General features: G+C 74.2%; 12 protein-coding genes. 8 read left to right on the top strand and 4 right to left on the bottom strand.

What is annotated here, in order from left to right; genetic code table 11:
* The first annotated feature begins 24 nt into the window (after positions 1–24).
* From ACIA6C_RS20370 to ACIA6C_RS20340, 7 genes are all read left to right on the top strand, one after another.
* A complete protein-coding gene (locus tag ACIA6C_RS20370) occupies positions 25–768 on the top strand; it encodes an ABC transporter ATP-binding protein (protein WP_399277662.1) in 744 nt (247 codons plus the stop codon).
* Positions 769–959: 191 nt separating this feature from the next.
* On the top strand, positions 960–3,704 hold the full coding sequence (locus ACIA6C_RS20365) for an ABC transporter permease (RefSeq protein ID WP_399277660.1): 2,745 nt from the start codon (positions 960–962) through the stop codon (positions 3,702–3,704).
* A 103-nt stretch (positions 3,705–3,807) separates the two neighbouring features.
* Entirely contained in the window at positions 3,808–4,347 is a 540-nt protein-coding gene (locus tag ACIA6C_RS20360) for a bacterial proteasome activator family protein (RefSeq protein WP_190185627.1), read from the top strand.
* A 229-nt stretch (positions 4,348–4,576) separates the two neighbouring features.
* A complete protein-coding gene (locus ACIA6C_RS20355; protein WP_399277657.1) occupies positions 4,577–5,476 on the top strand; it encodes an NTP transferase domain-containing protein in 900 nt (299 codons plus the stop codon).
* A complete protein-coding gene (locus tag ACIA6C_RS20350) occupies positions 5,473–6,810 on the top strand; it encodes a molybdopterin molybdotransferase MoeA (RefSeq protein WP_399277655.1) in 1,338 nt (445 codons plus the stop codon). Before ACIA6C_RS20355 ends, ACIA6C_RS20350 begins: the two co-directional genes overlap by 4 nt.
* Entirely contained in the window at positions 6,798–7,889 is a 1,092-nt protein-coding gene (locus tag ACIA6C_RS20345; RefSeq protein WP_399277653.1) for a potassium channel family protein, read from the top strand. The genes ACIA6C_RS20350 and ACIA6C_RS20345 overlap by 13 nt, the downstream gene beginning before the upstream one ends.
* 10 nt (positions 7,890–7,899) lie before the next feature.
* On the top strand, positions 7,900–8,877 hold the full coding sequence (locus ACIA6C_RS20340) for an NAD(P)H-quinone oxidoreductase (RefSeq protein ID WP_399277651.1): 978 nt from the start codon (positions 7,900–7,902) through the stop codon (positions 8,875–8,877).
* A 6-nt stretch (positions 8,878–8,883) separates the two neighbouring features.
* On the opposite strand, the gene ACIA6C_RS20335 is transcribed toward ACIA6C_RS20340, so the two are convergent.
* Entirely contained in the window at positions 8,884–9,444 is a 561-nt protein-coding gene (locus tag ACIA6C_RS20335) for a TetR/AcrR family transcriptional regulator (RefSeq protein ID WP_399277649.1), read from the bottom strand.
* 80 nt (positions 9,445–9,524) lie between these two features.
* Here ACIA6C_RS20335 and ACIA6C_RS20330 point away from each other — a divergent pair, with 80 nt between their 5' ends.
* Complete coding sequence (locus tag ACIA6C_RS20330; RefSeq protein WP_399277647.1) at positions 9,525–10,640, top strand: FAD-dependent monooxygenase; 1,116 nt, start codon at positions 9,525–9,527, stop codon at positions 10,638–10,640.
* 467 nt (positions 10,641–11,107) lie between these two features.
* Here ACIA6C_RS20330 and ACIA6C_RS20325 read toward each other — a convergent pair whose 3' ends face one another.
* From ACIA6C_RS20325 to pdhA, 3 genes are read right to left on the bottom strand one after another with little or no spacing between them, the layout of a single operon-like run.
* A complete protein-coding gene (locus tag ACIA6C_RS20325) occupies positions 11,108–12,415 on the bottom strand; it encodes a dihydrolipoamide acetyltransferase family protein (protein ID WP_399277645.1) in 1,308 nt (435 codons plus the stop codon).
* Positions 12,415–13,425 (bottom strand): alpha-ketoacid dehydrogenase subunit beta, encoded by a 1,011-nt coding sequence (locus ACIA6C_RS20320; protein ID WP_361130649.1) that lies wholly within the window; start codon positions 13,423–13,425, stop codon positions 12,415–12,417. The genes ACIA6C_RS20325 and ACIA6C_RS20320 overlap by 1 nt, the downstream gene beginning before the upstream one ends.
* Positions 13,425–14,558 (bottom strand): pyruvate dehydrogenase (acetyl-transferring) E1 component subunit alpha, encoded by a 1,134-nt coding sequence (pdhA, locus tag ACIA6C_RS20315; RefSeq protein WP_361131134.1) that lies wholly within the window; start codon positions 14,556–14,558, stop codon positions 13,425–13,427. Before pdhA ends, ACIA6C_RS20320 begins: the two co-directional genes overlap by 1 nt.
* Between the last annotated feature and the right edge of the window lie 110 nt (positions 14,559–14,668).

The following is a 14,668-nucleotide window of genomic DNA, read 5'->3' as shown; positions in this document are numbered from 1 at the left end:
ACCACGTCCCAGGGGGGACCCCACATGCCCGACCAGTACACGCAGCGCCCCGTACTCCAGCTGGAGAAACTCGTCCGCACGCACGGCAGCGGCGCCACCGAGGTCCACGCCCTGCGCGGCATCGACCTGGCCGTCCACCCCGGCGAACTCGTCGCCGTGATGGGCCCCTCGGGCTCCGGCAAGTCCACGCTGCTCACCCTCGCCGGGGGACTCGACACCCCCAGCTCCGGACGCGTGATCGTCGAGGGAACCGACCTCACCACCGCGAGCCGCAAGCAACTGGCCGCGCTGCGCCGCCGCAGCATCGGCTACGTCTTCCAGGACTACAACTTGATCCCGGCGCTCACGGCCGCCGAGAACGTGGCGCTGCCGCGCGAGCTCGACGGGGTCTCCGCCCGCAAGGCGCGCGTCTCCGCGCTGGCCGCGCTGGAGGAGATGAACCTCGGGCAGCTCGCCGACCGGTTCCCCGACGAGATGTCCGGCGGGCAGCAGCAGCGCGTCGCGATCGCCCGCGCCCTGGTGGGCGACCGCCGCCTGGTCCTCGCCGACGAGCCCACCGGCGCCCTCGACTCCGAGACCGGCGAGTCCGTCCTCGCCCTGCTGCGCTCGCGCTGCGACGCGGGGGCGGCAGGGATCCTGGTCACGCACGAGCCGCGGTTCGCCGCCTGGGCCGACCGGGTCGTGTTCCTGCACGACGGCCGCGTCGTCGACGAGACGCTGCGCAGCGGGGCCGACTCGCTGCTCTCGGGGCGGGCGGCCGGCCTGTGAGCTCGTCGTCGTCCCCCTCGCCCGGCGCCTCGCCCAGCGCGTCGTCGTCCCGCTCGCCCAGCGCGTCGTCCCGCTCGTCGTCCCGCTCGTCGTCCTTCCCGGCGTCCTGGTACCACTCGTGGGTCGCGGCGGTCCGAATCGCCCGCCGTGACGCATGGCGCGCCAAGGGGCGCAGCGCTCTCGTCCTCGCGATGATCGCCCTGCCGATCGTCGGCGTGAGCGCCGTGGACCTGACGTGGCGCAGCTCCGAACTCTCCGTCGAGCAGACCCTGTCGCGGCAGATCGGCGCCGCCGACGCGAAGCTCACCGACACCTCCTACGACGCGGGCCTCTACCAGAACCCGACGGGCGACCGGTACGAACCGGTCGGCGGGTACCGCGACTACGACCCCTCGAAGGCGAAGCCGGAGGACGTGCCGGTTACCTCCGTTCTCCCGCCGGGTGCGCAGGTCGTACAGGACAGCCACGGCAGTGCGAAGGTCCGCACCACACACGGACTGCTCGTCACCGAGCTGCGCGAGGTGGACACGGCCAGCCCGCTGGTGGAGGGGCTGTTCACCCTCAAGCGGGGCCGGCTGCCCTCGGTGGCGGGTGAGGTCATGGCCACCGACACGTTCCTCAAGGAGTCGGGCTTCTTCGTGGGCTCCGAGCTCATCCCGCGCGGCGCCGCCCGGTCCTACCGGATCGTGGGCGCGTACGAACTTCCGTCCGCGCTGGACAGGACACAGGTCATCGCGCCGCCCGGGACACTGCTCGGCCCGCTCGACCGCGCCCTCACGGGCGCCGGCGGCCAGGGCCTGAGCGTCGACGACAGCTTCCTCGCCAAGGTCGGCGGAGACGGTTTCACGTGGAACATGGTGCGGGCGGCCAACGCCAAGGGAATGCTGGCCGTCTCGCGCACCGTCAAGCTCCATCCGCCGGCCGACTCCGAGGTGCCGCTGTACGCGCAGCAGCGTGCGGAGGGCAGCGGCGACGACTACAACGGAGCATCGGCCAAGGCGGTCGAACTGACCGTGCTGGCCACGGTGGTGGGCCTGGCCCTGCTGGAGGTCTGCCTGCTGGCCGGTCCGGCCTTCGCGGTCGGTGCCCGGCGCTCGGCCCGCCAGCTCGGCCTGGTCGGCGCCAACGGCGGTGACCGGCGGCACATCCGCGCCATCGTGCTGTCCGGCGGTCTCGTCCTCGGCGCGGTGTCCGCCGTCGTCGGCACCGCACTCGGCGTGGCGCTGACCCTCGGGCTCCGGCCGGTGCTGGAGGAGTACCTGGGGCTGCGCTGGGGCGGGTTCGAGATCCGTCCTCTGGAGCTCCTCGCCGTCGCGCTGGTCGCCGTACTGACCGGGCTGCTCGCCGCGGTCGTCCCCGCGGTCACGGCGTCCCGGCAGACCGTGCTGGCCTCGCTGACGGGCCGTCGCGGAGTCCGTCGCGCCAACCGGATCCTGCCCCTCATCGGGCTCGTCGCCGTCGCGGCGGGCGCGGCGCTCGTGCTGTACGGGGCCGTCTCCGACAGGGGGACCGTGGTCGTGGCCGGCGGCAGCGCCCTGGCCGAGCTGGGCGTCGTCGCCCTGACGCCGACGCTGGTCGGGCTGTTCGGACGGGCCGGGCGGTGGCTGCCGCTGTCGCCGAGGCTCGCGCTGCGGGACGCCGTGCGCAACCGCGGGCGTACGGCGCCGGCGGTGGCCGCCGTACTGGCCGCCGTGGCCGGCACCGTGGCCGTGGCCACGTACCAGCACAGCACGGAACTCCAGGCCCGGCACGAGTACGTGGCCTCGCTGCCCGCAGGCGCCGGAATGCTGACGAACACGGAGGACGACCGCTACAAGGACGTACCCGCCGCACGCGAGGCCCTCGCGAAGGAGTTCTCCCTTGCCGTACGGGCCGACGTGGACCGGGTGGTGGTCGGCAAGCCGTCCTGCGGTTCGTACTCCACCGAACCGGGCTGCGGGCGGCTGGAGATCGTCACGCCGCCGGAGAACCGCTGCCCGCTCTACGAGTGGAAGAACGGGATGTCCGACTTCACCATGGACCAGGTGCGGGCCCTGCGCCGCGACTGGCGCTGCAAGGAGCGGCAGTTCATGCAGCCGCGCGACACGGTCGTGGCCGACGAGAAGCTGTTGGCGGTGCTGGGCGTCAACGACCCGGGGGCGGTCACGGCGCTGAGGTCCGGGCAGGCCGTCTCCTTCGACCGGCGCAACTCCAAGGCCGGGAAGGTCACGCTGCGGGTGATCACCGACGACGCCCGGGGTTCCGGCACGCCGGGGCCCGGGGGCGAACCGAAGGGCGTCGAGAAGGTCTTCCCCGCCTACCAGGCGCCCGACGCGGTCACCGGCTACGGGATCGAGGTCGTCCTGCCGCCCGGTGCGGTGAAGGCGGCGGGCATGGGCACGGCCCCGTTCGGGACGTACTTCACCCTCGCCGACAAGCCCACGAGTGCGCAACGCCAGGCGCTGACGGGCGCGATCGACCGGATCGGGGTCGACGCCCTCGTCAAGATCGAGGAGGGTTACCAGGGCCGGGACAGCCTGGAGATCCTCGCCCTGACGATCTTCGCGGGCCTGGTCACCATCGGTGCGGCGGGCATCGCCACCGGCCTGGCCCAGGCGGATGCCGAGGCCGACCTCAAGACGCTGGCCGCCGTCGGGGCTCCGCCGCGGGTGCGGCGGACGCTGAGCGGCTTCCAGTGCGGGGTGGTGGCCCTGATGGGCGTCGCCCTGGGCACCGCCGCCGGGCTGTTGCCGGCGGCGGGGCTGCGCCTGACGGAACGCCGGGCGCTGGCCGGCCTGATCGCCCACTCCGGCTCGGACCAGGCCGTGTACGTGCCGTTCGCCGTGCCGTGGGCGACGCTGGGCGGCCTGCTGATCCTGGTCCCGCTGGGCGCGGCCGTGCTGGCTGCCCTGGTGACGAAGTCGAGCGGCGCGCTGGCCCGCCGCGCGACGGGCTGAGGAACCTTTGCTCACTATCTGATTACGGGCCCTCGCACAGGGTGGATCACGCCTGTGCGGGGGCACACCGTGTGCGTACGGAGGTGTGCGAGAGAATGTCGGCATGGAGATGCCGAGGAGTGAACGGTCGCAGGACAGCCCCCCGAACGTCCTGATCGTGGGACAGGACGGGACGGCGGTCGGCGGCGCCGATGACGAGTCGCGCGAGGTCCCGGTGACGGAGATGGTCGAACAGCCCGCCAAGGTCATGCGGATCGGCAGCATGATCAAGCAACTCCTGGAAGAGGTACGCGCCGCACCTCTCGACGAGGCGAGCCGGGTCCGGCTCAAGGACATCCACGCCGCGTCGGTGAAGGAGCTGGAAGACGGCCTCGCCCCGGAGCTGGTCGAGGAACTGGAGCGCCTGTCCCTGCCGTTCACGGAGGAGGCGATCCCTTCGGAGGCGGAACTGCGGATCGCGCAGGCGCAGTTGGTGGGCTGGCTGGAGGGCCTCTTCCACGGCATCCAGACCGCCCTGTTCGCCCAGCAGATGGCCGCCCGCGCCCAGCTCGAACAGATGCGCCGCGCCCTCCCTCCGGGCGCCCCCCACGACGACGACGAAGAGGGTCCCCACGGCGCCATCCGTTCTGGCCCGTACCTGTAACCCGCCCGCTCCTGCGACCACGACGGCCCCGCTCCGCCCACCCCGGCGCGGGGCCCGGGGCCGCCTCACGGCCCGCCCCGGCGCAGCCTCACGGCCCGGCTTGGCGCAGCCTCACGGCCCGCCCCGGCGCAGCCTCACGGCCCGGCTTGGCGCAGCCTCACGGCCGGGCCGCAGGGCCGCGGCGCGGGCCGGAACCCGCCCGCAACACGGCCCCCGCATACTCATCGGTATGAGCTACGACGCGATCGTCCTCGCCGGCGGCGCCGCGCAGCGACTCGGCGGGGCCGACAAACCCGGCCTGCACGTCGGCGCGCGCACCCTCCTCGACCGCGTGCTCGACGCCTGCGCCGACGCCGCCGCCACCATCGTCGTCGGCACCCGCCGCCCCACCTCCCGCCCCGTGAGCTGGACCCGCGAGGACCCGCCCGGTGGCGGCCCCGTGGCCGCGCTCGATGCCGGGCTGCGCCAGACCTCGGCCACGCGGGTCCTCGTGCTCTCGGCCGACCTGCCCTTCCTGGACCGGGACACCGTCCGCGCCCTGCTCGACGCGCCCGGCCCCGACGGCGTCATGCTCCGTGACCCCGGCGGCCGCGACCAGCCCCTCGTCGCCGCCTACCGGACCGAGCCGCTGCGCCGGGAAATCGCCCTCCTGGCCACCGAACACGGCACCCTCGCCGGGCTGCCGCTGCGCGCCCTCACCGCCGAACTCGACCTCACCACCGTCACCGGCGCTGCGCCACTCGCCTCCTTCGACTGCGACACCTGGGACGACCTCGCGGCGGCCCGCGCCCGGATCAGAGAGCATGGGACCGTGCTGGAGCAATGGATCAACGCCGTCAAGAGCGAGCTGGGCATCGATGTCGCCGTCGACACCAAGGCCCTGCTCGACCTCGCCCGTGACGCCGCCCACGGCGTCGACCGGCCCGCGGCCCCGCTGACCACCTTCCTCGTCGGCTACGCCGCGGCCCGCGCCGAGGCGGCGGGCGCGGATCCCGCCCAGGCCGTCGCCGAGGCGTCCCGCAAGGCCGCCGCGCTGGCCCTGCGCTGGGCCGAGGAAGACTCCGCGCCCGGCCCCGTGGGCCTCACCGAGGACCGCCCGGAACACGGCCCGGAAGCCGGCACCGGATGACCCGCACCGACGCCGACCGCGCCCTGGACGAGGCCCTCGCCCTGGTGAGCCGCGATCCCTCCCCCCACGCCTCCGGTGCGTCCGGTCCCCTCGACCCGTCCGACGCGGGCCGCGCCGCCGGTGGTCACCGCGCCTCGCCCTGGCCCCGCGCCAGGGAAACCGCCGTCCGGGCCGGCTCGGGCGTCCGCGCCCGCAGCCACCGGGTCCCGCTCGCCGACGCCCTCGGCGAGGTACTGGCCGAGCCCCTCGACGCGCTCACGGACCTGCCGTCCTTCGACACCTCCGCCATGGACGGCTGGGCCGTCGCCGGTCCCGGCCCCTGGTCGGTGCACACCGGCGCCGGGATACTGGCCGGCTCCGACCGGCCCGAGCCCCTCGCGGACGGCGAGGCCGTGCCGATCGCCACCGGTGCCCGGATCCCCGCGGACACCACCGCCGTGATCCGCAGCGAGCACGCCCGTGAGGACGGCTCCCAGCTGTACGCGCTGCGCCCCGTGGTCACCGGCCAGGACATCCGCCCGCGCGGCCAGGAGTGCCGCTCCGGGGAGTTGCTGCTGCCGGCCGGCTCGCTGGTCACCCCGGCCCTGCTCGGGCTGGCGGCCGCCGCCGGGTACGACGAGCTGGAGACCCGGCCCCGGCCCACGGTGGAGATCCTGGTGCTCGGCGACGAGTTGCTCACCGAGGGCCGGCCCCGCGACGGCCTCATCCGTGACGCCCTGAGTCCCATGCTCGGCCCCTGGCTCACCCGGCTCGGCGCCGAAGTCACCGGCACCCGACGGCTCGGCGACGACCCCGCAGGAGCCGAGGCCCTGTTCGAGGCCGTCACCACCTCCACCGCCGACCTCATCGTCACCACCGGCGGCACCGCCTCGGGCCCCGTCGACCACGTGCACCCCGTCCTGATGCGAGCGGGGGCCGAACTGCTCGTGGACGGGGTGGCCGTACGCCCCGGGCATCCCATGCTGCTGGCCCGGATCGGCGACCGCGTCGATGGCCGTCATCTGGTGGGGCTGCCCGGCAACCCGCTGGCCTCCGTCTCCGGGCTGCTGACGCTCGCCGAACCGCTGCTGCGCTCCCTCGCCGGCCGGCGCCGGCGTCCGCGGTACGCCGTTCCGGTGCAGGGCGACGTGCCGGGGCACCCGTACGACACCCGGCTCGTACCGGTGCTGCTGACGGAGGAACACGCGGTGCCGCTGCGCTACCACGGCCCGGCGATGCTGCGCGGTGTGGCGGCCGCGGACGCGCTGGCCGTCGTACCGCCGCACGGCGCGCGATCGGGGCAGGAACTGGAAATGCTCGACCTGCCCTGGGCCTCCGGAGGATGTTTCACGTGAAACAGCCCGGCCAGGACGCGATGGCCCGGCGCGCCGACGAGGCGCTCGTGGCGCGGCGCGTCACCCTCCCGAAGCGCGTCGTCCAAAGGCCGCTCCGGCAGGTGGCACGACGGCTGTTGATGGCCCTGTTCGTGATGTGCCTGACGGTGTTGCTCGTGTGGCTCGACCGCGAGGGCTATCACGACAACGCCGACGAGAGCGTCGACTTCCTCGACTGCGTCTACTACGCGACGGTGACGCTGTCGACCACCGGCTACGGCGACATCGTCCCGTACAGCGACAGTGCGCGGCTGGTGAACGTCCTGCTGATCACGCCCTTGCGCATCGTGTTCCTGATCATCTTGGTCGGGACCACGCTGGAGGTGCTGACGGAGCGGACCCGGGAAGAGTGGCGGCTGAAGCGTTGGAGGAAGAACGTGCGTGACCACACGGTTGTCGTCGGCTTCGGCACGAAGGGCCGTTCGGCGCTCCAGACGCTCCTGGCCACCGGTCTCGCCAAGGAACAGGTCGTGATCGTGGATCCGAGCGCCAAGGTGATCGACGTGGCGGCCGCCGAGGGTTTGACGGGTGTCGTCGGCGACGCCACCCGTTCCGATGTGCTGTTGCGCGCCGAGCTGCCCAAGGCGCGGCAGATCGTCGTGGCCACGCAGCGCGACGACACGGCGGTCCTGGTGACGCTGACGGCGCGCCAGCTCAACCGCGGCGCCAAGATCGTCGCTGCGGTCCGGGAGGAGGAGAACGCGCCGCTGCTGCGCCAGTCCGGCGCGGACGCGGTCATCACGAGCGCGAGCGCGGCCGGGCGGCTGCTGGGCCTGTCGGTGCTCAGCCCGAGCGCGGGCACCGTGATGGAGGACTTGATCCAACAGGGCAGCGGCCTGGACCTGATCGAACGGCCCGTCACCAAGCCGGAGGTCGGCAAGGGGGTGCGGGAGACGGAGGACCTGGTGGTGAGCGTGCTGCGGGGGCACCGACTGCTCGCCTACGACGATCCCCACGCGAGTCCGCTCCAGTCGACGGACCGTCTGATCACCATCGTGCGCGCCGGTCAGGCGGCGGCGCCGTCAGGGCTTTCCGGGTAGCCTCCGGGCCATGCATGCGATCACCATCGAGCAGCCCGGCGGACCCGAGGCCCTGGTGTGGGCCGAAGCTCCCGATCCGGTGGCAGGCCAGGGCGAGGTACTCGTCGAGGTCGCGGCGAGCGCCGTGAACCGCGCCGACGTCCTCCAGCGGCAGGGCTACTACGACCCGCCGCCCGGTGCGTCCCGTCATCCCGGGCTGGAGTGTTCCGGACGGATCGTCGCGGTCGGGCAGGGCGTCTCCGGCTGGTCGGTGGGTGACGAGGTGTGCGCCCTGCTGGCCGGCGGCGGATACGCGGAGCGGGTCGCGGTCCCGGCCGGCCAGTTGCTTCCGGTACCGGCCGGAGTGGACCTGGTGACGGCGGCCGCACTGCCGGAGGTCGTCACGACGGTCTGGTCGAACGTGTTCATGGTGGCCGGGCTGCGTCCCGGCGAAACCCTGCTGGTGCACGGCGGATCCAGCGGCATCGGCACCATGGCGATCCAGCTGGGCAAGGCGGTCGGCGCCCGGGTCGCGGTGACGGCGGGTGGCAAGGAGAAGCTGGAGCGCTGCGCGGAGCTGGGCGCCGACATCCTGATCGACTACCGCGAGCAGGACTTCGTGGAGGAGCTGCGGTCCGCGACGGACGGGGCCGGGGCGGACGTGATCCTGGACATCGTGGGCGCGAAGTACCTGGCGCGGAACCTGGACGCGCTGGCCGTGAACGGCCGGCTCGCGGTGATCGGGCTCCAGGGCGGGGTGAAGGCGGAGCTGAACCTGGGCGCGCTGATGGCCAAGCGGGCGGCGGTCACGGCGACGTCCCTGCGGGCACGGCCGCTGGAGGAGAAGGCGGCGATCGTGGCGGCGGTACGGGAGCACGTCTGGCCGCTCGTCTCGACGGGCCGGGTCCGGCCGGTGGTCCACGCGGCGTACCCGATGGCGGAAGCGGCCGAGGCGCACCGGGTGATGGAGTCCAGCGCCCACGTCGGGAAGCTGCTGCTCACCGTCTGACCCCGGTCACCTGAGGGCGGCCGCGACGAGTCCCTCCAGGGCGTCACGTGACACCTCGCCGCCCTTCGGCAGTTGGTCGAGGACGAGACCGTCGACCGAGGCCAGCAGGGCCAGGGTGCGGGATTCCGGGTCGGGGACGCCGTGTGCCGCCAGGAAGGTGCGCACGACGTCCCGCCCGGCGTTCTCGCGCGGCACGAGGATCTCGCGCAGCTCGGCGTCGCGGACGCTCTCCAGGGCGCAGGCGTAGCGGGCCAGCGAACGCATACGTCCCTCTCCCGGCGCCAGCCTGGCATCCGTCAGCCCGGCGAGGGCGTCGGTCATCTCGGCAGGGGTGCGGGGCTGCACGGCGCGTTCACCGGCCGCCTGGAGTTCGGCCTGGTCGCGGGCCACGAGACGGCGTACGAGGGCGGTGAGCAGGGCGGCCCGGGTGCGGAAGTAGGCCGAGGTGGTGCCCGGGGGCATGGCGGCGGCCCGGTCCACGGCGCGGTGCGTCAGCCCGCGCATGCCGAGCTCGGCCAGTACCTCGATGGCGGCGTCCGCCAGGACGGTGCGTCGGTCTTCACTCACACCCCCCTTTCTACACCCGTAGAAGAAGGGGTTACGCTGCACCCACACGTTTCTACACCTGTAGAAAGAGGGGCGGGACCATGGGCGCACGGGCCGTGGTGGTCGGCGGGGGCATCGGCGGACTGGCCGCCGCCATCGGACTGCACCGCACCGGGTGGGAGGTGACCGTGCTGGAGCGGGCCGCCGCCCCGGCCGACGCGGGAGCCGCGATCTCGCTCGCGGCCAACGGGATCAGGGCGCTGGACGCACTGGGCGTGGGCGAGGCCGTACGGGCGGCCGCCCGCCGCCAGTACACGGGCGGCACCCGCACCCCCGACGGTCGATGGCTGTCCCGGATGGACGGCGCGGCGCTGGAACGTGCGCTCGGCACCCCCATGGCCGGCATCCGGCGCACCGCACTCCACCGGCTGCTGCGGGAGGCGCTGCCGCCCTCGTGCGTACGGGTCGGGGTGACCGGCACGCTGGACGGAACCGACGCCGAGCTGGTGGTGGCCGCCGACGGCGTGCGCAGCGCGATCCGGGCGGAACTCTTCCGCGACCACCCGGGCCCGCTCTACAGCGGCTCGACGGTGCTGCGGGCCATCACGGCCGAACCCGTCCCCCTGGACACGGACTTCGAGCTGACGTGGGGGCCGGGTGCGGAGTTCGGGCACATCGGCCTGCCGGACGGCCGCGCGGAGTGGCACGCCGTGCTGGTGGCGCCGGAGGGGGTCCGGCACGCCGACCCCCTGGCCGCGCTGCGCCGCCGCTTCGCCTCCTGGCACGGGCGGATACCGCAGCTGCTGGACGCGACCCGGGCCGCGGACGTGCTGCACCACGACGTCCACGAGCTGGTGACGCCGCTGCCGGCGTACGCCGTCGGCGGGCGGGTGGCGCTGCTCGGGGACGCCGCGCACGCCATGACGCCGAACCTGGGGCAGGGCGCGTGCCAGGCCCTGGAGGACGCGGTGACGCTGGCCGCGGAACTGGCGGCCGGGCCGGATGTGGCGTCGGCCCTGACCCGGTACGACGCCGTGCGCCGGCCCTGGGCGGACGGGGTGGCCCGCGCGGCCCGCCGGGCGGGACGGCTCGGCCACCGGCTGCGCCACCCGCTGGCCGTCCCCCTCCGCAACGCGGCCCTCCGCATGACCCCACCGGCGGTCGCCCAGCGCGCGATCCTCCGCCACGCCACCTGGACCCCGCCCCGCCTCCCCTGACCCCGCGCCCCGCCCCGCGGCCCGCTACGAAGCGGCCCCGCACGCGGTTCACCCCGCACGAGCTCGTCGCCCGGACGGCCGGGCTAGCGGAGCATGTGGAGACGAACGGTCCGTGACCCGTTCCCCGACGCCGGTTCCGGGGATCCCACCGGCGACGTGCCGGTCGAGGCACTCGTGTTCGTCGGGGACAACCGCGGCGGCGGCCGGTTCGCGCCGAAGGCCGAGACGACTGGTACCGGTGCCTGGCCGGGGTGTACACGATCCTGGCCGCGCATGCCGAGTAGCCCCGCCCCCGGCTGCGCTCGCCGGAACCGGCCCCGGCGGACCGGCGCGCGAACGACGGGCGGGGCCGCCGGACCGGTTCCCGGCCCCCCGGCTCGACCGGGCCGGGGGCCGGGCGGGCCGGTCGAGCCGGGGGCCGGGGGCGTGGCAGGCGCGGCCCAGGGGCCGGCAGGCCGGCCCCGCCCCTACAGCGAGCGGAGCAGGACCGCCGGGGACTCGACGCAGTCCGCCACGTAGCGCAGGAAGCCGCCGGCCGTGCCGCCGTCGCAGACGCGGTGGTCGAACGTCAGCGACAGCTGGACCACCTGGCGCACCGCGAGTTCGCCCTGGTGGACCCACGGCTTCGGGATGATCCGGCCCACCCCCAGCATCGCCGCCTCCGGGTGGTTGATGATCGGCGTGGAGCCGTCGACCCCGAACACCCCGTAATTGTTCAGGGTGAACGTCCCGCCCGTCAGGTCCGCCGGTGCCAGCTTCCCGGCCCGCGCCAGCTCGGTGAGCCGGGCGAACTCCGCCGACAGGGACTCCGGACTGCGCGTCTGGGCGTCCCGCACCACCGGGACCATCAGGCCCCGCTCGGTCTGCGCGGCGAAGCCGAGGTGCACGGCCGGGAGCCGGACGATCTCCTTCGCCGCCAGGTCCACGGTGGAGTTGAGCTCCGGGTACTTGGCCAGCGCGGCCGTGCAGATGCGGGCCAGCAGCGCCAGCACCGAGATCTTGGGGCCGCCCACGGCGTTCATCGCGGCCCGGGCCGCCATCAGTTCGGTGGCGTCCGCGTCCACCCAGCAGGTGGCCTCCGGGATCTCGCGGCGGCTGCGCGAAAGCTTCTCCGCCACCGCCCCCCGCAGTCCCTTGAGCGGGATCCGCTCACCGGCGGGAGCCGCCGCAGCGGTCACCGGCGCCGGCGCGGCCTCCGCCTCCGCCCGCAGCGCCGCCTCCACGTCCGCCCGCAGGATCAGCCCCTCGGGGCCCGAACCGCGCAGCTCCCGCAGATCGACCCCGTTGTCCCGGGCGAGCTTGCGTACGAGCGGCGAGATCACCGGAACCGGCCCACCCGGCCCCGCCGGAACCGGCACCGCAACGGAAACCGGAGCGGAAGGCGGAACCGGAACCGGAGCCGAAGGCGCCACGGCCGTCGCGGCCCCCGGCCGGATCCGCCGCCTGCGCGCCGGTCGCGAGTGGTCCGTGCCGTACCCGACCAGCACGTTCCCGGAACCGGACGACTCCGGAGCCGGGGCAGGCTCCGCGGGACCTACCGCCACCGTGATCAGCGGCGCGCCGACCGGCAGTTCGGTCCCCTCCTCCCCGAACCGGGCGGTGACCACGCCCCCGTACGGGCACGGCACCTCCACCATCGCCTTGGCCGTCTCGACCTCGACGACCGGCTGGTCGATCTCGACGACATCGCCCACCGCCACCAGCCAGCGGACGATCTCCGCCTCGGTCAGCCCCTCACCGAGGTCGGGCAGCTTGAACTCCAGTACCTGCGGCATCAGTTCTCCCACTGCAGGCGTCCCACGGTGTCCAGGATCCGGTCCACGCCCGGCAGGTGGTGCTTCTCCAGCATCGGCGGCGGGTAGGGGATGTCGAACCCCGTCACCCGCAGCACCGGCGCCTCCAGGTGGTGGAAGCACCGCTCCGCGACCCGCGCCGCGATCTCCGCGCCCGGACCGCCGAAGCCCCCGGCCTCGTGGACCACCACGGCGCGCCCGGTCCGGCGTACCGAGGCGAAGACCGTCTCCTCGTCCAACGGGACCAGCGAGCGCAGGTCCACGACCTCCAGGTCCCAGCCCTCCTCGCGCGCCGCCTCGGCGGCCTCCAGGCACACCGGGAGCGAGGGCCCGTACGTGATCAGCGTCGCGCTCGTGCCCGTCCGCCGCACCAGCGCCTTGCCAATGCCCGGAACGTCCGCCGGGGCCTGCGGCGACCACGGCGCCTTCGACCAGTAGAGCCGCTTCGGCTCCAGGAAGACCACCGGATCGTCGCTCGCGATGGACGCGCGCAGCAGCCCGTACGCGTCCTCGACGGTCGCCGGGGTGACCACGGTCAGCCCGGGCGTCGCCACGTAGTACGCCTCGGAGGAGTCGCTGTGGTGCTCGACCCCGCCGATCCCGCCGCCGTACGGCACGCGGATGGTGATCGGCAGCGGCATCGCGCCGCGCGTGCGGTTGCGCATCTTCGCGACGTGCGAGATCAGCTGCTCGAACGCCGGGTACGCGAACGCGTCGAACTGCATCTCCACGACCGGCCGCAGCCCGTACATGGCCATGCCGACGGCCGCGCCGAGGATGCCGGCCTCCGCGAGCGGGGTGTCCGTACAGCGGTCCTCGCCGAACTCCTTCGCGAGGCCGTCGGTGATCCGGAAGACCCCGCCGAGCGTGCCGACGTCCTCACCCATCACGTGGACCGTCGGGTCCTCGGCCATCGCGTCGCGCATCGCCCTGCCGAGGGCCTGCGCCATGGTCGCCGGCTTGGTCCCCGGCTGCACCGCCACCGTCGTCATCACTCGTTCTCCGCTTCAAGCTCGGCGCGCAGCAGGTCCGCCTGCTCGCGCAGCCGCCCGGTCTGCTCCGCGTAGACGTGCGCGAAGAGGTCCATCGGGTCGAGCACCGGCTCGGCGTTCATCGCGTCCCGCAGGGCCGCCGCCATCGCCTCGGCCGCGTCCTTGGCCACCTGTATGCCCTCCGCGTCCAGCAGCCCGCGCGAGGTCAGCTCACGCTCCAGCAGTTCCACCGGGTCGTGCGCCTTCCAGGCCTCCACCTCGGAGTCCGTGCGGTAGCGGGTCGCGTCGTCGGCGTTGGTGTGCGCCTCGATGCGGTAGGTGACCGCCTCGATCAGCGTCGGACCGCCGCCCGCGCGCGCCCGCTGGACGGCCTCGGTCAGCACCTCGTGCATCGCGGCGATGTCGTTGCCGTCGACCAGCCGGCCGGGCATCCCGTACCCGACGGCCTTGTGGGCCAGCGTCGGGGCCGCGGTCTGCTTGGCGAGCGGGACGGAGATCGCGAAGCCGTTGTTCTGGACGAGGAAGACCACGGGGGCCTTCCACACGGCGGCGAAGTTCAGCGCCTCGTGGAAGTCGCCCTCGCTGGTGCCGCCGTCGCCGACCATGGCGAGCGCGACCACGTCGTCCCCGCGCAGCCGGGCGGCGTGCGCCAGGCCCACCGCGTGGGGCAGCTGGGTGGCGAGCGGCGTGGACAGCGGGGCTATCCGGTGCTCTCGCGGGTCGTAGCCGGTGTGCCAGTCGCCGCGCAGCAGGGTCAGCGCCTGTACGGGGTCCAGGCCGCGCGCGACGGCCGCCAGGGTGTCCCGGTAGCTGGGGAAGAGCCAGTCCTGCTCTTCCAGGACCAGCGCGGCGGCGATCTCGCAAGCCTCCTGGCCGACGGTCGACGGGTAGACGGCAAGCCGCCCCTGCCGGGTGAGCGCGGTGGCCTGGGCGTTGTAGCGGCGTCCGCGCACCAGCTCGGCGTAGTACCGGCGCATCAGCTCGGCGTCGAGCCCGTCCGCGGCCTCGGTGCCCAGCACCCGGTAGGGCTCGGGGTCCGGGAGCAGCGCGGCGGCGTCCGTACGCGGCCTCCAGGCGGGCGGCGGGGTCGAACGGTGGGACGCCCCGGCACCGGGCAGCTCTTGGACCGTCATGGCGGCGTACACCTCCTCGTAGGAAGCGGGCAGGAGTGCCCCGGGTGTGAGGCGCCTCACCTACCGATTGTTCGGTTGTCTGCGCAATTTGGCTACAGGCGCCTCCAGGC

Source organism: Streptomyces sp. NPDC051578 (assembly GCF_044454045.1).
In the GTDB taxonomy this organism is placed as follows: domain Bacteria; phylum Actinomycetota; class Actinomycetes; order Streptomycetales; family Streptomycetaceae; genus Streptomyces.
The sequence above is the reverse complement of the archived record's forward strand: the minus strand, read 5'-3'. Positions and strand labels throughout refer to the sequence as shown.